18 protein-coding genes, 2 pseudogenes and 1 other annotated feature are annotated in these 19,326 nt (G+C 40.5%); of the genes and pseudogenes, 13 read left to right on the forward strand and 7 right to left on the reverse strand.

The window, feature by feature from the left end:
• The first annotated feature begins 9 nt into the window (after nt 1–9).
• Entirely contained in the window at nt 10–888 is an 879-nt protein-coding gene (locus ACWF5P_RS25970) for a carbohydrate ABC transporter permease (protein WP_375090303.1), read from the forward strand.
• Nucleotides 889–902: 14 nt separating this feature from the next.
• Complete coding sequence (locus tag ACWF5P_RS25975; RefSeq protein ID WP_434168623.1) at nt 903–1,724, forward strand: ABC transporter permease subunit; 822 nt, start codon at nt 903–905, stop codon at nt 1,722–1,724.
• Between the two features lie 60 nt (nt 1,725–1,784).
• Here the strand turns inward: ACWF5P_RS25975 and ACWF5P_RS25980 are convergent, their stop codons facing one another.
• Nucleotides 1,785–2,402: a DUF624 domain-containing protein gene (locus ACWF5P_RS25980; RefSeq protein ID WP_434168624.1), complete on the reverse strand. Its 618-nt coding sequence runs from the start codon at nt 2,400–2,402 to the stop codon at nt 1,785–1,787.
• A 239-nt stretch (nt 2,403–2,641) separates the two neighbouring features.
• On the opposite strand from ACWF5P_RS25980, the gene xylA reads away from it, so the two are divergent.
• The 5 genes from xylA to ACWF5P_RS26005 all read left to right on the forward strand — a co-directional run bounded on the left by xylA (nt 2,642) and on the right by ACWF5P_RS26005 (nt 7,278).
• Nucleotides 2,642–3,967, forward strand: coding sequence for a xylose isomerase (gene xylA / locus ACWF5P_RS25985; RefSeq protein WP_452445495.1), 1,326 nt, complete (start codon nt 2,642–2,644; stop codon nt 3,965–3,967).
• A gap of 24 nt (nt 3,968–3,991) precedes the next feature.
• A complete protein-coding gene (gene xylB, locus ACWF5P_RS25990; RefSeq protein ID WP_434168626.1) occupies nt 3,992–5,491 on the forward strand; it encodes a xylulokinase in 1,500 nt (499 codons plus the stop codon).
• A gap of 270 nt (nt 5,492–5,761) precedes the next feature.
• On the forward strand, nt 5,762–5,914 hold the full coding sequence (locus ACWF5P_RS25995) for a hypothetical protein (RefSeq protein WP_434168627.1): 153 nt from the start codon (nt 5,762–5,764) through the stop codon (nt 5,912–5,914).
• A 143-nt stretch (nt 5,915–6,057) separates the two neighbouring features.
• Nucleotides 6,058–6,600: a hypothetical protein gene (locus tag ACWF5P_RS26000; RefSeq protein WP_434168628.1), complete on the forward strand. Its 543-nt coding sequence runs from the start codon at nt 6,058–6,060 to the stop codon at nt 6,598–6,600.
• A gap of 474 nt (nt 6,601–7,074) precedes the next feature.
• Complete coding sequence (locus tag ACWF5P_RS26005; RefSeq protein WP_034304303.1) at nt 7,075–7,278, forward strand: zinc ribbon domain-containing protein; 204 nt, start codon at nt 7,075–7,077, stop codon at nt 7,276–7,278.
• A gap of 64 nt (nt 7,279–7,342) precedes the next feature.
• Here the strand turns inward: ACWF5P_RS26005 and ACWF5P_RS26010 are convergent, their stop codons facing one another.
• Nucleotides 7,343–8,209, reverse strand: coding sequence for a LysR family transcriptional regulator (locus ACWF5P_RS26010; RefSeq protein WP_452445496.1), 867 nt, complete (start codon nt 8,207–8,209; stop codon nt 7,343–7,345).
• Between the two features lie 134 nt (nt 8,210–8,343).
• Here ACWF5P_RS26010 and ACWF5P_RS26015 point away from each other — a divergent pair, with 134 nt between their 5' ends.
• Nucleotides 8,344–9,477, forward strand: a complete 1,134-nt coding sequence (locus ACWF5P_RS26015) for an NADH-dependent flavin oxidoreductase (protein ID WP_452445497.1) — start codon at nt 8,344–8,346, stop codon at nt 9,475–9,477.
• A 42-nt stretch (nt 9,478–9,519) separates the two neighbouring features.
• Nucleotides 9,520–10,416 carry an EamA family transporter gene (locus ACWF5P_RS26020; RefSeq protein ID WP_434168631.1) on the forward strand — a complete coding sequence of 299 codons (897 nt, stop codon included), beginning with the start codon at nt 9,520–9,522 and terminating at the stop codon, nt 10,414–10,416.
• A 24-nt stretch (nt 10,417–10,440) separates the two neighbouring features.
• Here ACWF5P_RS26020 and ACWF5P_RS26025 read toward each other — a convergent pair whose 3' ends face one another.
• Nucleotides 10,441–11,850: a LysM peptidoglycan-binding domain-containing protein gene (locus ACWF5P_RS26025; protein WP_434168632.1), complete on the reverse strand. Its 1,410-nt coding sequence runs from the start codon at nt 11,848–11,850 to the stop codon at nt 10,441–10,443.
• Nucleotides 11,851–12,358: 508 nt separating this feature from the next.
• Here ACWF5P_RS26025 and ACWF5P_RS26030 point away from each other — a divergent pair.
• The 4 genes from ACWF5P_RS26030 (at nt 12,359) to argS (ending at nt 16,821) form a co-directional block, all read left to right on the forward strand.
• Complete coding sequence (locus ACWF5P_RS26030) at nt 12,359–12,868, forward strand: DinB family protein (RefSeq protein ID WP_452445498.1); 510 nt, start codon at nt 12,359–12,361, stop codon at nt 12,866–12,868.
• A 282-nt stretch (nt 12,869–13,150) separates the two neighbouring features.
• Entirely contained in the window at nt 13,151–14,182 is a 1,032-nt protein-coding gene (locus tag ACWF5P_RS26035; protein WP_452445499.1) for a fatty acid desaturase, read from the forward strand.
• A 93-nt stretch (nt 14,183–14,275) separates the two neighbouring features.
• Entirely contained in the window at nt 14,276–14,821 is a 546-nt protein-coding gene (locus ACWF5P_RS26040; RefSeq protein ID WP_452445500.1) for a response regulator, read from the forward strand.
• A 67-nt stretch (nt 14,822–14,888) separates the two neighbouring features.
• Nucleotides 14,889–15,107 (forward strand) — a binding site (T-box leader).
• Nucleotides 15,108–15,141: 34 nt separating this feature from the next.
• Nucleotides 15,142–16,821: an arginine--tRNA ligase gene (gene argS, locus ACWF5P_RS26045; protein WP_452445501.1), complete on the forward strand. Its 1,680-nt coding sequence runs from the start codon at nt 15,142–15,144 to the stop codon at nt 16,819–16,821.
• A 52-nt stretch (nt 16,822–16,873) separates the two neighbouring features.
• Here argS and ACWF5P_RS26050 read toward each other — a convergent pair whose 3' ends face one another.
• The 4 genes and pseudogenes from ACWF5P_RS26050 to ACWF5P_RS26065 all read right to left on the reverse strand — a co-directional run.
• A complete protein-coding gene (locus ACWF5P_RS26050) occupies nt 16,874–17,290 on the reverse strand; it encodes an SET domain-containing protein (protein WP_232783037.1) in 417 nt (138 codons plus the stop codon).
• 12 nt (nt 17,291–17,302) lie between these two features.
• Nucleotides 17,303–18,382: pseudogene (locus ACWF5P_RS26055) on the reverse strand (CotH kinase family protein); the annotation flags it as partial.
• Nucleotides 18,383–18,492: 110 nt separating this feature from the next.
• Nucleotides 18,493–18,867 (reverse strand): hypothetical protein, encoded by a 375-nt coding sequence (locus tag ACWF5P_RS26060; RefSeq protein ID WP_434168637.1) that lies wholly within the window; start codon nt 18,865–18,867, stop codon nt 18,493–18,495.
• Nucleotides 18,868–19,065: 198 nt separating this feature from the next.
• Nucleotides 19,066–19,326 (reverse strand): annotated as a pseudogene (locus ACWF5P_RS26065) (NAD(P)/FAD-dependent oxidoreductase); the annotation flags it as partial.

Genomic DNA, 19,326 nt, shown 5'->3' on the forward strand with positions numbered 1-19,326 from the left:
TGAATGGTTATGAATAAAGTAATGTCCAATAAGTGGATTATAGCCTTGTACGTCCTTCCTGCACTCTTATTAATCGCTGTACTCATATTCATCCCATTATTTTTAACGGGATATTATGGATTGATGAAGTGGGATGGTATCGGCCCCATGGAATTCATTGGGCTGGAAAATTACACCGAAGCATTGAAAGACGATAAATTTTGGTATAGTGCCTGGCATTCCTTTTTGCTGGCGATATTCTCTACACTCAGTTTAGTGATCTATTTAGCAATATCACTTGTGTTAGCTTCAAAAATAAAAGGATCCGATCTATTAAGGAAAATATATTTGATTCCGATGCTTTTGTCTTCAGTTGCGATAGCTCAGCTTTGGATTAAGGTGTTTAACCCGACGAACGGAATGTTGAATAGTCTGCTTATGGCAATCGGGGTCGAAAATCCCCCGGCATGGCTGGCGGAGCCAACTATTGTGCTCTATGCGATATTCATCCCGATCTTATGGCAATATGCCGGTTTTTATATTTTGATTTATTATGCAGCTTTGAAAAACATACCTGAGTCATTGGTGGAAGCGGCAAAAATCGATGGGGCAACCAGTTTTCAAATCGCTTGCAAAATCAAATTGCCATTAATAATGGGTGTGGTTAAGGTGACCATAGTATTGGCTGTGGTCGGATCCTTGAAATACTTTGACCTGATTTACGTAATGACTGGCGGCGGACCGAACGGATCTAGTGAGGTCATGGCATCCTACATGTATAAGCTGGCCTTCTCGAGCAATAACTTCGGCTATGGCAGTGCAGTTGGCTTTTTGTTATTGATCATCACCCTGATCGTGACGGTCTTCGTCCGTAAAGTTACAGCGACAAAAGAAGAAATCCAATACTAAGGGAGGGTTACATAATGGGGCGCGTGGGTTACTTTTTTCTCTATCTCTTATTAACGCTGGTAGCTGTTTTTCAAATCTTCCCGGTCATTTGGCTATTCCTGTTTTCCTTAAAGGATAACCGTGAAATCTTCTCAGGTTCTCCGTTTGCATGGCCAGCTGAATTAAGATGGGAAAATTATGTGAAGGTTTGGGAAAGCGGTATAGGCGTTTACTTCTGGAATAGTATTTGGATTACAGGCATAGCGATCATACTTACCGTTTTATTAGCGAGCATGGCCACTTTCGCCATTTCACGGATGAGGTGGAAATTAAGCAAGCTTGTGTTGGGATTGTTCATGGTTGGCCTGATGATCCCGATTCATTCCGCAATAATCCCCTTATTCAGCATGTTCTTAAATATTAATCTGATTGATAATCCATGGTCGATCGTTATAACGTATACGGCTTATAACTTGCCCATCACCATGATGATCCTGCTTGGGTTCTACTATACTTTGCCGGTTGAAATAGAAGAGGCAGCCATCATAGATGGATGTTCTGTCCACCGGATGTTCTTCCAGGTCATTCTTCCGATGACGTTACCGGTCATGTCCACAACCGTCATTATCAATATGATTTATAATTGGAATGAATTTGTATTCGTCAATACGTTTATAAGTTCAGATAAATATAAAACGCTGACAGTGGGCATCCAAAACTTCATCGGGCAATATATGACGGACTGGGGGGCAATCGGGGCTACATTAATCATTAGTATCCTACCGATATTGCTTGCATTCGTCTTCTTTAGCAATAAAGTCGTCGAAGGGATTTCTTCGAGTGCCGTGAAAGGATAAAGAGCGATAAAATAAATCACCACACCGAAGCGAATCGATAAACGGTGGGTGATTTTTTATTTATTTATTCTGTTTTCCTTGGACTTTATTGAAAGCATGTAAACAAAGCCACATTGTAATGAAGGCATAAGTGCTTCCGCCGAAAATGAAGGCCAGTGCCGGAAGTGTTCTCATCACCATGAAAAGCAAGCCTAGGCAAAGCAGGATTAAAAAGCTGTTGAGCGGATTGATCAACATGATCAAAAAAGCATTCTTCATGACCTTGAACACAGGTAAGTCATAATGAACAAAGGCAGGAAATAGATAGAATATGAATATAGTGAATACTAAGATGAAGGCGAATAACGGGATGTAAGTCCATGTCAAAACATCGTTTATATGATTCTGGATATAGTAGAGGTCGATGCCGATGATGCCGGCAATGGCTGTGATGAATATTCCCAGTCCATTACTTTTCAAGAAATCGCGTTTGAAAAATTTCCAGTAGGTATTAAAGAGGGGAATATCCGTGTTTCCTCTTAACCAATCCCGGATGATTGCGAACATGGCTGTTGTGGATGGAAAGAATCCGAAAAGGACTCCGCCTGCAATAGTGAAAAATATCCACAGAATATGCAGGTAAGCGAATTTAGTGATCCATTCAAGTATGTTATAAATGACCCGGCTGGCATTGTCCATAAATGTGTCGTTCCTCCTTGAAATGAGTTGCATGATGGGTGAACTTAGAGAGGGAGCGGCTTAATTCACGCCAATAATAAGGCTACATTACTCATTTTACATGATTAACTAGTAAAATGGGGGTATTTTCATAAACTTAGTTTATCTAATATACAAACTAACTTAGTGTTGCTATAATGGAAATGTAAGCAGTTACATTTACCGGATATCATTCATGAAATAATAAGGGGGTAAAAACAATGTCCTATTTTAACAACATCAGTAAAATAAATTATGAAGGTGCCACCTCTTCAAATCCATATGCATTTAAATTTTACAATCCGGAGGAGGTCATCGGCGGGAAGACAATGAAGGAATACCTGCGTTATGCCGTGGCATATTGGCATACATTCACTGCCGATGGGTCAGATCCATTTGGTGCAGGCACGATGATCCGTCCATGGGACAAATTCAGTGGAATGGATATGGCAAAAGCGCGTGTAGAAGCGGCCTTCGAATTCTTTGAAAAACTAGGTGTACCATTCTTCTGTTTCCACGACGCCGATATTGCTCCTGAAGGAAGTAATTTGAGAGAAACCTATAACAACTTAGATGAAATCGTCGCAATGATCAAAGACTATATGAAAGATAGTCAAACCAAATTGCTTTGGAATACGGCGAATAACTTCACGAACCCCCGTTTCACTCATGGCGCAGCATCTTCAAATAATGCGGATGTTTTCGCCTATTCTGCTGCGAAGGTAAAAAAAGGATTGGAAATCGGTAAGGAACTAGGCGCGGAAAACTATGTATTCTGGGGCGGACGTGAAGGATATGAAACGCTGCTTAACACCGATATGAAGCTTGAATTGGATAACCTCGGGCGTTTCTTCCATATGGCGGTCGATTATGCGAAAGAAATCGGGTTCGATGCACAATTACTGATTGAACCAAAACCGAAAGAGCCGACAACACATCAATACGATTTCGATGTAGCGACAGGTCATGCATTCCTGCAGAATTATGGTCTCCAAGATCACTTCAAATTTAATATTGAAGCAAACCATGCCACTCTTGCCGGCCATACATTCGAACACGAGCTTCGCTATGCACGGATAAATGATATGCTTGGATCCGTTGATGCCAATCAGGGAGATCCATTATTGGGCTGGGATACGGATGAGTTCCCAACCGACTTGTACTCTACAACCCTAGCAATGTATGAAATCATTAAAAATGGCGGTTTAGGCCGTGGTGGCTTGAACTTTGATGCTAAAGTCCGTCGTGGTTCATTTGAATTGGAAGACCTATTCCATGCACACATTGCAGGAATGGACAGTTTTGCAGCCGGCCTGAAGGTTGCCCAAAAGTTGATCGACGATAGAATCCTTGATGATGTGATTGAAAACCGCTATAGCAGCTATACAGAAGGAATCGGGTTGGAAATCGTCGAAGGGAATACAGACCTTCGTAAACTGGAAGAATATGCGCTTGGATTGAAAGAAATCAAAAATCAATCAGGACGCTTGGAGAAAGTTAAAGGGACGATCAACCAATATTTGTTAAGAGCTTACGCAGGGGAATAAAGCTTAATAGAATGAGGTGCTGCCATGAAATACGTAATCGGTATCGATCTGGGGACAAGTGCGGTAAAAATTTTACTCGTGAATCAACATGGCGAGGTCATGCAGGAAGTAGCTAAATCCTATTCATTGATTCATCTGAAAACAGGCTACAGTGAACAGGACCCTGACACGTGGGTGGAACAGACAGTTGCCGGGCTTGCCGAGCTACTGAAAAGCTTTGATGGAAACCCGGAAGATATTGAAGGGATCAGCTTTTCCGGGCAAATGCATGGACTTGTCCTGCTGGATGAAGAAAACCGTGTATTGCGTGATGCTATCCTTTGGAATGATACGCGGACGACCGATCAGTGTCAGACCATTTATGACACGGTCGGGGAAGAACGACTGTTGGAAATAACGAAAAACCCTGCATTGGAAGGATTCACTTTACCCAAAATCCTATGGGTGAAAGAGCATGAGCCTGAAGTATTTAAAAATGCAGCGAAATTCGTCCTTCCAAAGGATTACCTGAGATATAAACTGACTGGGGAATTACATATGGAATACTCCGATGCAGCCGGCACATTATTATTGAATGTCAGCGAGAAGGAATGGAGTAAAGAAATCTGTGAGATGCTTGGTCTTGATATCGGGCTATGTCCGACATTGGTCGAATCACATGCGGAAGTGGGCAGGATAACGGACGAAGTGGCAGAACGCACGGGGCTAACCGTTTCCACCCGTGTATTTGCAGGCGGTGCAGACAATGCTTGCGGTGCCATTGGCGCTGGCATTTTAGAAGACGGTAAAACACTCTGCAGCATCGGCACTTCAGGGGTGATATTGTCCTATGAAGCAAGGGATGACAGGGGTTTTCAAGGAAAAGTCCACTACTTTAATCATGGTGCACCTGATGCCTTCTACACGATGGGAGTAACCTTGGCAGCAGGCTACAGCCTCACTTGGTTTAAAGAAGTTTTTGCCAAAGGTGAATCATTTGAAACGTTATTGGCAGATGTAGGTGATGTGCCCGTCGGATCTAATGGACTTTTATTCACTCCGTACTTAGTGGGCGAAAGGACCCCGCATGCAGATGCGGCAATACGCGGAAGCTTCATTGGAATCGATGGCTCCCATCAGCGTAAAGACTTTGTACGGGCGGTGCTTGAAGGCATCACTTTCTCCTTGAATGAATCCATTGATATCTTCCGCAGGAGCGGAAAAAATATCGATACAATCATTTCGATTGGCGGAGGTGCCAAAAACGAAGCGTGGCTGCAAATGCAAGCGGACTTATTCAATTCGAAAATTGTCAGGCTATCAAGTGAACAAGGCCCAGGCTTGGGGGCAGCCATGTTAGCGGCTTATGGCTGCGGCTGGTTCGATTCTTTAAAGGAATGTGCAGCCCAATTCATAAAAGAAGAGAAACAGTACATGCCCAATAAAGAGAATGCTGAAAAGTATGAAGCCTTATTCCTGATTTACCAAGAAATCTATGCACAAACAAAGAACTTGAATGAAAAACTATTGGAATATCGCAATTGATGATTCATAAGCTTTATTGAAACTTAATATAAATATTCAATTCCCGTCCCCTTTAAATGGAACGTGTAAAAAGACCACGAGCGATCGTGGTGTTACACCTCTGTTTGAAGGGGATTTTATCATGGGAAAAAACGGAGGGTATCTGAATCTACTAGATATACTCTTCTTACTTCGATTGGATCATTGAATCTGGTACAGAATGAAACCTTAACCAATTTTATCCGTATAAGATAATATAAGGATATTTTAGTTGGGTAATAGGGGTGCAAAATGAATGAAAAAAAGGTTCTGTTAATTGGACTTATAGGATTCTCTTTATTTTTAATAGGTATGATCATATCACAATGGACGGTTTTTGGAGTAGCGATCGGGATAGGCGGAGGATTCATAATGGGAATCAGTTCTGTTCTGTTTTCTAGTTAGTTCCTCCTTTTTAGTTTTACAACAGGGAAGATAGTCGAAAATGACTTCACGCGCGAATCGACTAATTCAGTTAGGTTAAAGTTCAAAAAGGAAAACGGTATTGCCAATACTTTATTTCCGATATGGATGGAGTAGATTTAAAGATGGGGAAAATGCATTATAAACGAAAGTTAATCATTGTACTTATTATTATTGGAACAGCATTAGGGCTCTATGTGTACTCGGCATTCTCTGAGAAATTGACAAAATCAACAGATTTGTCTGATGAATCCATCGGGGGATTTAAAGTGTTGGATAACATATCGAGTCCAGAATTCATTAGGGAATATGGTGAACCCATCGATCAGGATAATAACTATTCATATAATTATTATTATTGGAAAGGCGGGTTAAAAACGGCCTCTATAAATTCAGACGAAGATAAAGGGAAAATTGTGCGGTTAATCATTTCAAGTACGGACGACGCTCCATTTGAAAGCTCCCTTCAAACAAGCAAAGGGATTAAATTAGGGAGTAAGAAAGCAGAAGTTCTTTCGAAGTACGGAGATCATTATTATAAAAGTTATGAACAGGGAGCGGACATTATCGGCTACATTGACCATAAACGAAATATTACCTTAGAATTTTGGTGTGTTCAAGGTGGAAAGGTTGCAGAAATACGATTGGATGATGCAGATGTTATTTGATGTTTTTTCACCGAAAAGAATGATTAGAATCTAATTTAAAGTAAGATTTTATAGGAGTGTTCCATATTAAACAATTTGGCCGTTTAAGTGAATAAGAAAGCGATGCGATAAAGAATATGTTCATTAAAAATTTCATCTATCATTACATCATTTATCCGATCATATTTGTTGGGATATATGCATTATTTGCTATTTTTAAGCTTGATGATACCCCCGTTCCTATAAGTGATGCTATGCATATGATTTTAATCTATTATTTTGCAATTAGTATGTATAATGCTTTGCCTACCATAAAATCTAACCGTAATAAAAAAGGCAGCCAATAAAAACGGTACTCAATGGAATTTACATATTTTTGCATGAATTCCGAAACCATTTATCCACGTTATCCGTATATGTAATTATGAACGGTGCTGGGAAGCTCCGGTATTTATAAGCATTTATCATTTTAATAAATTTGGGAGATGAAGGATCATGAGCGAAAAGGGTTGTATGAAATGCGGAAGCAATGATGCTGCTAAGAAGGATGTAGCCATGACAGGAACTGGCTTGTCAAAAATGTTCGATGTCCAGAATAATCAATTTACGGTTGTGTATTGCAAGCAGTGCGGTTATTCGGAGTTTTATAATAGGCAATCATCTGCAGGCAGTAATCTGCTGGATCTATTCTTGGGATGATCATCGGTACGACAAGAATCCCCTTTTCATGAAAAGGGGATTCTTGTTTTTTTCATACTGCCCATTACCCGATGAAGTGATCTTGAACGACTTTTGTAAATTCCTTGGCGACGGGTGTAAGGTGTTTAGATGATTTCATGACCAATCCGATCTCCCGGGAAAGTTCCGGGTTCAAGGGCATGCTTTTGAGGCGTTCGGGTTTTTCCGGTAAAGCCAGGTCTGGCATAATCGTGATGCCTAATTTTCCTGCTACCATTGAGAGCACGGTTTGATTGTCTTTAATGTCGTATGAAATGTTTGGTTTTATCTTGGCTTCCAGGAATCTATCTTCTATGAGTGTTTCACAGCCAGATCTCAGCATGATGAATGGTTGATCAATGAAGTCTTCCAGGTTCAATGAGGTTTTCCCTGAAAGCGGATGGCCTTCGTATACGACAGCTGATAAAGGATCATTTAGCAAAGGGATGAATTCCACGTTCTTTACTGGTTTTGCTGCAAAGCCGATGTCCACTGTTCCTTCTTCGATCCATGTTAAGATTTCCTCATATCCACCTTCATGAATCAGCAAATCGATATTAGGGTATTTTTCTTTAAAGATAGAGAATAGCTTTGGTATGAATCTGGCAGTGAAGCTTGGAAAACTGCCAATCGTTATTTTACCGATTTCCATTCCATTCACAGCTGCAATCTTTTGTTCGATATGTGCAAGGTTGGCAGCGATGGCCCGCATATGTGGAATAACTTGTTCTCCCGCAGTCGTGAGTGTTATTCCTTTTCGGTCACGCTTCAATAAAGTCACACCAAGTTCCGTTTCAAGTGCTGTAATGTTATGGCTCACGCCTGATTGAGTCAGTCCGATCCGGTCTCCCGCTTTCGTAAAACTTCCGTGTTCAACAACATGTAAAAAGACTTCCAGTTGAAAAAAATTCAAATGCCCCACACCCTTCTTTTATGAATTATACATGAGAAACTCTAATCCAAGTAATGAAAAACATTCATTTTACTTATGATTTGGTCGAGAATACAATAAAATTACAAATTAAAATACGAATGGGTGATGGGAAGATGATGAAACGGAAATACGGGCAAATTTTTTCACCGTACACGCTTTCTAATGGAACGGTTCTTAAAAACAGGATTGTAGTTGCGCCGATGACCACATATTCAGGTCAAGAGGATGGCTTGGTTTCTGACGAGGAATTAGCTTACTATAAAAGAAGGGCAGATGGACCTGCGTTGTTCATTACTGCAGCTGCCGCCATTTCCCCTGTTGCGACAAGCTTTCCCCGGCAAATGAAAGTATATGATGAACAAAGCATCGCTGGACTCACTGAGCTTTCAAAAACAATCAAATCCAAAGGTGCAAAAGCCATTCTCCAGCTTCATCATGGTGGAAGCGAGAGCCTTCCAAGCTGTACAGGCCGAGAAAAAATGGTTAGTCCGAGCGGAATCATTGCAAGCGTTTATAAAGGAATGGGCGAAGAGTACATTCCAAGGTCAATGAGCCACACTGAGATTCTATCCACTATTCAAGACTTTGGAAGAGCCACCCGCCATGCCATTCGTTCAGGATTCGACGGTGTGGAAATCCATGGAGCGAATGGCTATCTCCTTCAGCAGTTTTTCTCACCCCACTCCAACAGACGGAGAGATCATTGGGGAGGGAGTTTGAAGAATAGAATGCATTTTCCACTCGCTGTCATCGCGGAGGTGAAGCGGATCTGTGATCTATATGCAGACAAGGAATTCGTTATTGGGTATCGCTTCTCCCCCGAAGAACCGGAAGAAGGCGGATTGAAAATGGAGAATACAGTTGCATTGGTAGATGAATTGGCAACTCAGGGGCTTTCCTATTTACATCTTTCTGTTAAAAATGTCTGGTCCATGCCTAGAAGCGGATTGAACAGGGGATTGACAAGGACCGAAATTCTCCGCGATGTCATCGCTGACAGGACCAGTTTCATATCTCTTGGATCGATTCATACTCCAGAGGAAGCAAATGCTGTGCTTGAGAAAAATATACCGCTTTTCGCATTAGGAAGGGAATTACTGATGGAACCGGACTGGGCCGCCAAAATAAAGGAAGGCAGGGAAGATGAGATCATGACAATCTTGCCGCGAGATAGCAGGTGCAAATTAAGTATTCCGGATCAAATGTGGGCGAATATCATTACTCGTGACGGCATGCCCGAGAAATGATAGTATTAATGTAAAAATGGAAATTTCATGAGGGGAAATTAAATGAATAAAATAGCACTTCTTCAACTGTCTCTAGCCATGACAATCTTCGGTTCTGTCGGTTTCTTTTCGGAACTTTCAGGACTTCCTGCATTGGAATTGGTTTTTGTTCGCTGCATTTGTGCTGCCGTATTCTTATGTACAGCCTGGATGATTACCGGACATTTCAAGAACGAAATATGGAATGGCAGGGAGGTAATGCTCATCATTTTCTGCGCGGTGGCCAACTTGTTAAACTGGATATTCCTCTTTAAATCTTTTGAGCTGATATCAGTGACAATCGCCATTTCGCTTTATCATTTAGCGCCAATCATTGTACTCATTATAGGGAGCTTCATCTTTAGGGAGAAAATGAATTTATTCTCCATCTTGGCCATTTCCCTTTGCTTCATTGGCACATTACTCATTATGGGAACAGATGGATTTCGATCATCATCTCCTGAATGGGAGGGCATCATGTATGGAATCATTGCTGCATTTTTCTATGCGGCAACCATGCTTTTAGGAAAGAGCATTACAAAGACCAGTGTATATGCGACCACATTTCTGCAAATGTTCATTGGATTTCTATTACTGATTCCTTTTGTCGATTATTCCATATATACAACTTTAAATTCTTCCGAATGGTTTTATACGGTTCTTACCGGCATCATCCATACAGGCGTCGTGTATTTGCTGTTTTTTAATAGTATTCGCCATTTGCCTACAAATGTAGTATCTTTCATGATTTTTGTCGATCCGGCAGTTGCCATCCTTTTGGATATTCTGCTTTCAGGATTTAAACCGGACGGTATTCAAATTCTGGGTATTTCCTTGATATTTATTGGGGTGGTCTATTCACTTAAAACGACTAGACCGACTGAAAATGATGTCATGCAGAAAAGGCCGCACACAATGTGAGGCCTTTTTCCTTTATGCATTTACCTATTGATTAAAATGATAGACATCCCAAATGTCAGGGGTTTCTGATCCAATGTACCAAGCAGCTGCACCGCCTAGATGATTTTGTTTTACCAGGTCAATCCGGAGCTTGATCGATTTTTTATCCTCTATCCAAATTTGATGCTTTTTCCCTTTGGAAGTATAGACCACGTAATTTTGTTGAGTCTTTTTATCCCATACCTTTTTAAGTTTTTGAGATGAAATGATTTTGTTGACCTCAGCCATGGTACGGTCATGACTTATCACTTTTTTGGTCGACAAATCGGTCACCCATTCTCTCGTATAAAATGGTACAGCCAATATGATCTTATGAGCAGGTACTTCTTTCATTAAAAGCTTGGTTCCTTCTTTGATCCAAGGTAACGAGGAAACGGACCCGGCTACTGGGCTCCCTCCCCAATGCTCGTCATAACCCATTATGATTATATAGTCCGCTATTTTGCCAAGTGCTTTCCTATCTAGGCTTTTTGACCAATAAGGGTCTTCATTTTCTCGGGTGACATCCACAGACACTTTAATTCCATGCGGTTTTAGTGCCTTTTTTAGTTCGCCTATGAAAAGTACAAAGTCCTTCTTATTTTTTGGGTCGATGTTTTCGAAATCTACATTTATTCCATCACTTTTGGTTTTAACAAGTGAATCCCGTAAAGTTGAAACCAATTTCTGGCGTTTTTTTGTATTGCCTAGTACTGAACCAGTTAAAACAGGGTCAAATTTATTCCCGATAAGCTGCCAAACTTGTTTTCCTTGTTTATGTGCAGCTTGGATGTATTTTGTATCTACAGAAACCGAAACGTAATTACCGGTATCCGTCAGCGTATAAGAACGGGGAGAAACTACATTCAAATTGGGTTGTTTAAGTTGCTGGGTATAGTTTTCTTTCGATCCATTATGCTTCCAGCCCATGACGATACGGTTTTGCGCCTTTTTTTGAAGCTGGGATTTCTTTATCCATCCCTTTTTTCCGCCAAGCAATTGGACCTGGTAGTAATAATCCGGAACCTTCAATTTTTGGCCCACTTTAAGGGTAACCGAACTTAAGTTATTTAATTTCGTCAAATCACTTGTTGTTACCTTGTATTTAGTAGAAATCTTCCATAATGTATCTCCTGATACAACCTTATGAATCTTATATTTCTGGGGAATCTTCAGGTTTTGGCCGACAGTTATTTCGGAAGATGTTAATTTATTTTCTTTTTGTAGCGCACTTACTGTAACACCATATTGATTTGCTATTTTCCATAGTGTGTTTCCAGTCTTTACTTTATGAATGATGGGCCCAGCGGAATCCCCTACTGAAGAAGAAATGACGGGAAACGCCTCGCCCTTTTTTAAAGTCTTTAATAGAGTTGAACCTAATTTAGGAGAACTAAACACTTTTGTATTGTCCACTTTAACAGAACCTATGTATTGGGTTTTACTTGATGAATGACCACTGGTTGGAAAAAGACACATACAAAGAAGGCTTAACATAATAAAACATCTATAGAATTTTTTCACAATTATTTTATTCCCCTTTGTAAAATTTAACTTTACTAGTTTACTATGGAGAATAGCTTTAAAATAGAGGTACATTGTGGAAAGGCATTTCTAACCTTTGTGTGGGTTGAATAAATCTGTTCGTGGGTCGAATTAATTCGTGTGTAGATAGAATTAATTCATGTGTAGGTCGAATAATTTCGCTGTAGGACGAATTAATTCATGTGTAGGTCGAATTATTACGCTGTAGGACGAATTATTTCGCTGAGGGTCGAATTAATCCAAGTGTAGGTCGGATTATTACGCTGAGGGTCGAATTAATTCATGTGTAGGTCGAATTATTTCGCTGAAGGAAATTATTCCTTATGAAGACCGTTAATTCGTAAGTTCTAGTCCATATATGAAGAAGGGGAGATTTCATATGTCACATTTTGCATTACAGTTTCATGAATTTAACGCATGGGCAAACGAACAAATCTTTAACCGCTTAAAAGAGCTTCCAAAGGATGTTTACCATCAAGAAGTACAAAGTGTGTTTCCATCGATATCGAGTGTGATGGCCCATGTGTATCTTTCCGATTTGGGGTGGGTGGAGGTTTTTTCCGGTAAAAGCATGAAACATGCATTGGAGTTGGCTGAACAACTGAAGGAACAAACAGAGTCAAAGGAATTAGAGGAAATGGAGGCCATGTTTTTTGAGTTGTCCGGTCGGTACAAATCGCTGCTTGGTCAAAAAGAAAATTTAGATAAGCCTATTATAATTGAGAATCCAGCTGGCGGTCTAATGAAAACAGGTGTTGCCGAATTGATTCCGCATGTCGTGAACCATGGAACATATCACCGTGGCAATATCACAGCTATGTTGCGACAAATGGGTCATGCCTCTACTTCAACGGATTACGGTCTTTATTTATTTGTAAAAGGAGGGTAACTGGATTTCATTTGCTTACTGCTGGGACTTTTAGCCTGACATTGAAAAATTGACAGTCCTGTTCTTAATGTGAGGCTACCTGTCATTTTGAAGATAATGAAATCCTATACATGTGAGCAGGTTAACCGGTTTTTACTGGTTGGCCTTTTTTACGTTTGCAGCTGGAAATGACTAGTACATGACATTTGTCATCTTCTAGTCATGACACCTGGTACTAATAATTTCAGGTTGATTTCTTTATACTATGTAATAACGACAAATAAAAGGAAGTGCAATTGAATAATGACCTTGCAAAATACGAAGAACTTGAAAAAACAAATTGCTCCTTTTGAACAATCAACGACAAAGCAAAGTATATGGCAGATCATCAATACCTTGGGGCCATTCATTATTTTATGGTACCTAGCATATATAAGTCTTTCCGTTTCTTATTGGTTAGCTTTAATTCCTGCTGTGTTTGCTGCTGGCTTCTTGACAAGAATATTCATCATATTTCATGATTGTACGCATCATTCATTTTTCAAAAACCGCCGTGCGAATAGAGCAGTCGGTACGATCATGGGTGTTTTGACTTTATTCCCGTTTGATCAATGGGGACATGAGCATTCTGTTCATCACGCAACAAGCGGTAATTTGGATAAACGGGGTACAGGGGATATTTGGACCCTTACGGTCGATGAGTATTTGGCTGCACCGTTTAAACTTCGTTTTGCCTATCGTTTTTATCGCAATCCAATTGTTATGTTCGGTTTGGGACCAATTTATGTTTTCCTTCTTAAAAATAGATTTAACCGTAAAGGCGCTAGAAAGAAGGAAAAAAATAATACGTATTTGACTAATGCATTAATCGTCGTTTTAGCGGCATTGCTTTGCCTGGCAGTAGGCTGGCAGTCGTTCCTTCTTGTACAAGGTTCCATTTTCATGATTTCTGGTTCAGTCGGCATTTGGCTGTTTTACGTCCAGCATACATTTGAGGACTCTTATTTTGAAGAAAATGAGGAGTGGGAATATGTATTGGCAGCAGTGGAAGGAAGTTCTTTTTATAAACTTCCAAAACTGATGCAGTTCCTCACTGGTAATATCGGTTACCATCATGTTCATCATTTAAGTCCAAGGGTACCTAACTATAAATTGGAAATGGCGCACAACAATACGCAGCCTTTAGAGAACGTTCCAACGATTACTCTTACGACAAGCTTGCGCTCACTCCGTTTCCGTTTATGGGATGAGGAATCCAAGAATTTTATCGGTTTCAAAGATATAAAATATTTAACGAAAAAAAGCGTTCCCGCTCAAGTGAAATCTGAACTGTAACGTTCATGTATCATACCAGACTCCCTTAATAATCCTCGGATTTGGGGGAGTCTTTGCTTCATATAAGGAACTCGATAAAGGAGAGAACTTAAAATGATTCGAATTGTCATTGCAGAGAATCAGCAAATGCTGTTAGAGGCAATAAGTTCTCTACTCAATCTTGAAGAAGATATAGAAATTGTCGGGCAAGCCGGTAATGGAGAAGAGGCGGTGGCTCTTGTACACCAATTACAGCCTGATGTGTGTATCATGGATATGGAGATGCCTGTAATGAGCGGACTTGAGGCAGCAGAAGCATTAAGGTCAATTGAATGTAAAGTGGTCATTTTAACGACATTCCGAAGGACTGGTTATTTTCAACTCGCACTAAAGGCTAATGTAAGTGGTTATTTATTGAAGGATAGCCCGGGTGAAGAGTTAGCTTGCTCGATTCGCAGCATAATGGATGGCAAGCGAATATATTCCCCAGAACTTATAGATGAGTCTTCCAGCAATAATGGCCGGGAAATGGGAGTGTTAGGTTTGTTAGCCGATGGTCAATCAAAAATTGAGCCGTCTAATCAGCAAAGCGGCACAATTGGAACAGTAAGGAAATATTTTTCCACCATCAAAGATAAAATCAAGTTACCGGCTGGTTAGGATTTGTTTCTTAAATCCTGTTGACACGTTTTTTTAAATTGTGTACGATGGATTAAATTATAATATTGAAAATTCTGTGATAAAGAGAGTAGTTCATTTTGAAATGGAAAGCGAGTTAGGGATGGTGGGAGCCTAATGCAGGACGGATGAATGAAGCGCACTTTGGAGAAATTTCTTGAACCGTTTAGTAGGGAATATCGGGGAGTCACCTCGTTAACAATGGAAAGTGGTCACAATTTGTGGCAACTAGAGTGGTACCACGGGAATTCATGCTCTCGTCTCTTATTTAGAGGCGGGGGCTTTTTTGTTTAGGAGGGAAAATGACGATGAATAAACCAATTGCAGAATTGATTTCAACTGCTTTGAACAATGAAATGCCAGCTAGTGAAATAGAAAAATTAATGGAAAAGCCAAAATTGATGGAATTAGGCGATGTCGCCTTTCCATGCTTTACTCTTGCGAAAAAATTCAGAAAGTCGCCTCAGGTGATTGCGTCTGAAATAGCCCAACAATTAAATAGTAAGTTGATCCAAGAAGTGAACGTTGTGGGTGGTTATCTGAATATCTTCGTCAATCAACAGCTGGTGACGGAAAACGTGCTGCAAACGATATTAAGTGAAAAGGATCAGTATGGTTCGATGCAGCCTGTACAGGAAAATGTCGTGATTGATTATTCCTCCCCGAATATTGCCAAACCTTTTTCCATGGGGCACTTACGCTCAACGGTCATAGGGAATGCACTGGCTAACATCGCTGAAAAAAGTGGCTACAATGCCGTGCGTATTAATCATTTAGGAGATTGGGGCACGCAATTCGGCAAGTTGATTGTCGCATATAAGCTGTGGGGCGACAAAGAGGCAATCGAAGCTTCGCCGATTCAGGAATTATTGAAGATCTATGTGAAGTTCCATGATAGAGCCGAAAGTGATGAATCGTTGAATGAACAAGCACGAGCAAGCTTCAAGTCGCTTGAAGATGGGGACGAGGAAGCACTGGCATTGTGGAAATGGTTCAGGGATGCGTCTCTAAAAGAGTTTGAGACGATTTATGATTTATTGGGCATCCGTTTTGATTCCTATGCCGGCGAAGCGTTTTACAATGACAAAATGGATGCGGTTGTCGGGGAACTAAAAGAAAAAGGCTTACTTACCCTATCCGAAGGTGCCTATGTCGTGCAATTGGAAGATATGCCGCCTTGTTTGATTACGAAAACGGATGGTGCGACACTTTATGCCACGCGTGATTTAGCTGCCGCCATGTATCGTAAAAAACAGTATGAGGCGAAGAAAACATTTTATGTTGTCGGAAACGAACAATCCCTGCACTTTAAACAACTCTTTAACGTCATTGAAAAAATGGGGTATGAATGGTCAAAAGATTTGCAGCACGTAGCTTTTGGCATGATGTTAAAAGATGGTAAGAAAATGTCGACTCGTAAAGGGAAAGTCGTGCTCCTTGCGGATGTATTGGCAGAGGCGATCGAAACTGCGAAGCGCAATATTGAAGAAAAAAATCAAGCGCTTGAACAGAAGGAACTGGTTGCAAGACAGGTCGGTGTCGGAGCGGTAATTTTTAACGATTTAAAAAATAACCGCATGAACGATATTGATTTTTCATTAGAACAAATGATGAATTTTGAGGGAGAAACAGGTCCATATGTACAGTACACATATGCGCGAATTTCCTCATTGCTTGAAAAAGGTGAATTTAACGAGCAGGCCATCCATTTTGACGCTTTAGGTGAATATGCGTGGCCAGTCATCCAGCTGCTGGAGCAATATCCGAGCATTGTCCAAAAATCGTTTGAACAAGCCGACCCATCACAAATCGCGAAATTCAGCTTGCATTTATCGCGTGCATTCAATAAGTATTATGCACATACAAAAATTCTAGTTGAAGACGAATGGAAACAAATGAAGCTCTCATTCGCTTTTTCCGTAGCGATTGTATTGAAGGATGCGCTAAGTTTATTGGGAATTTCCGCGCCGAAAAAAATGTAAAGGTAAAATGAAAGAATCCATTTTTAACTTTCAAAATGGATTCTTTAAAATCTTATTCAATGACATCAAACCATAAGGGGGATTTATCATCAATTTCACCGTTGTAATTGATCGTGATTTCTTCGCCAGCCTTTATGTCTTTATGTGCATAAAAGTCTATCGTTAAATCATCTAAATTATTATCATACTTCGCATTTGGAGTGTATGAATGATTGAATAGCGATCCATTTCCCAAGGCAATGGCCGTTTCATCGTCATCTCCCCAATAGAAACAGTGATGAAAGAGTGACGTTTTCTTTAAATATTTCCATTCTCTTTTGGGTGAAATGATGACAGGTGATGCCTCAATGAGTTCATCCTTTTTAATATCCCTTACCGCATATATTCCCCTGCCGTATTTCCCCGTATTTTTAATACAGATTGGTGATACGGCCTCTATTGCTTTTTTCCAGTCCTGCTTGGCTTTCAGTTTTGTTTCGTCTAGGTCACCAAGATGCTTATTTAAGTAATCACTGCGATTGCGAATGAAATCGAAGATGAATTCTGGTTCCTTGTCAAATAGATCCACTTTATTCTTTTTATATGGATCAAGAAGGATGTGGGGGCGTATCGCCTGGTGCAGTGATAATACTTTATTTTCCATGTGATTCACAGTAAATGTGGTTTCCAATTGTTCAACCAAGAGGTCTTTGTAGAACTTGCGGTATTCCGGAACCTGCAATAGAAGATAACTAAGGTGATTTGTCCTTTTTCCTCCAATAGGGACATATGTGTGTTCCATGATCCCGCCACTGACTTTGCGTCCCCAAGTGGCATCATAATCCCAAGGAATGATTTCAAATAAGTTTGTTTCACTATTGCGATATAATGCATAGTTATGAGTGAAACCGTCGTTATTCATTGAACATACAGCTCCAGCCAGCCAGCGTAAGTATTTATGAATATCAAGATGCTGCGAGACTTCTTCAGGAAATTTGGCAAGCGGGGTGGTATTGATTTTTCTGATCAATTCAATAAGGTATTCATCGTCGGACGGTTTTCCAAACGCTTGTTTATAGCCTGATACAAGGGAATCTTTCGGTTTCCCATCCCTTTCCAATGAAAAGTTGGCATGATTGTTGACTGCATAATAAATGGGACCGGCAGGAAGTCCTCTTTTTTCCAAAAAGAATTCATCAACGGACTCCAGTTGTAAATATACCCCTTTACACGAGCAGTTACGATATAAGTCAATATGCTGACTATGGGGGGAAAGAACTCCAAGGTCTTGGAAGTAATCGAGTGAGAGTTTATTGCGAATGAGGGAAGGATCTTTGTATTCGGCATTGAGATGGATTTTGTGGGCGCCAAAGAATTTTTCTGGCTTGATGAAATCAATCCAATAGGATCTTTTCCTGAATTTTCGGGTATAAGAGCCCCGATAGGCAATATCGATATCATAAATGTCGTTTTCCACTTTCAAATAGGCGGGAATGGGGTCATTACTCCATACGTCCGCACGTAAATCTTCTAGATCTTCTTCTTCAATCATTAAGAAATAAGATGGAATATGATAAGGCATACACTCACCTTCCTTTCTTGAAGATGTATTATGGTCAAGCGCAAACATGTAATGTATGAAAAAATTCAACTTAATCAACCAGAGATTGATCAAGTTGAAGCTTTTTAGATTTAACTATCTTCTTCTTTTTTTCTTTCCACTTCCAGTGGATGTACTAGATGTAGATGAGCTGCAAGTAGATGTGCTGCCAGTAGATGTGCTGCAAGTAGATGAGCTGCCAGTAGATGTGCTGCAAGTAGATGAGCTGCCAGTAGATGTGCTGCCAGTAGATGTGCTGCCAGTGGATGTGCAGCCAGTGGACTTGCTGCCAGTGGACTTGCTGCCAGTGGACTTGCAGCCAGTGGACTTGCTACCAGTGGACTTGCTGCCAGTAGATGAGCTACAGCTGCTGCTGCTGCTACTGCTACTGCTACTGCCAGATGAACCGCCTTTTCCTTTTTTTCCTTTCGGCATAAAGACCCCTCCTTTAATAAGGTTAATTTCATGATATGCAGTATGGTACAAACTTGAACGTTGGTTAACGAGAAACGGGCTAATAAAAATGGCGGAGATTAAAATAATAATGTAGAGTTATGGCGGGTCACTTCAATTAGATTGTCTGCCTTTTCTGAAATGAAAAATGCCCCTTACTCCCAAATGGGAATAAAGGGCATGTACCGCGAACTTGTCACGGCGATCATGAATTAATAAGCCAAGCTGAATAGAGCTTTGATGTGTGATAGATAGCGAACATTACTTGCTTCTTTCATCAATGTAGCCGGAAGGCCTTTAAGGGACGTGTTATTGGCCCCAACCGTTGCCACCGCATCCTTACGGCCAAGGCTCGCAAGCGTACCTGAGTTTACAGGTGAAAATGCTTCAAGTTTCTTGCCTTCAAAGGCTGCAAATAGGTTGTAACCAACAAGCTCACCCATTTGCCAAGCATTTTGAGCAGTAGGAGCGTA

Source organism: Peribacillus sp. NPDC055009 (genome assembly GCF_053608705.1).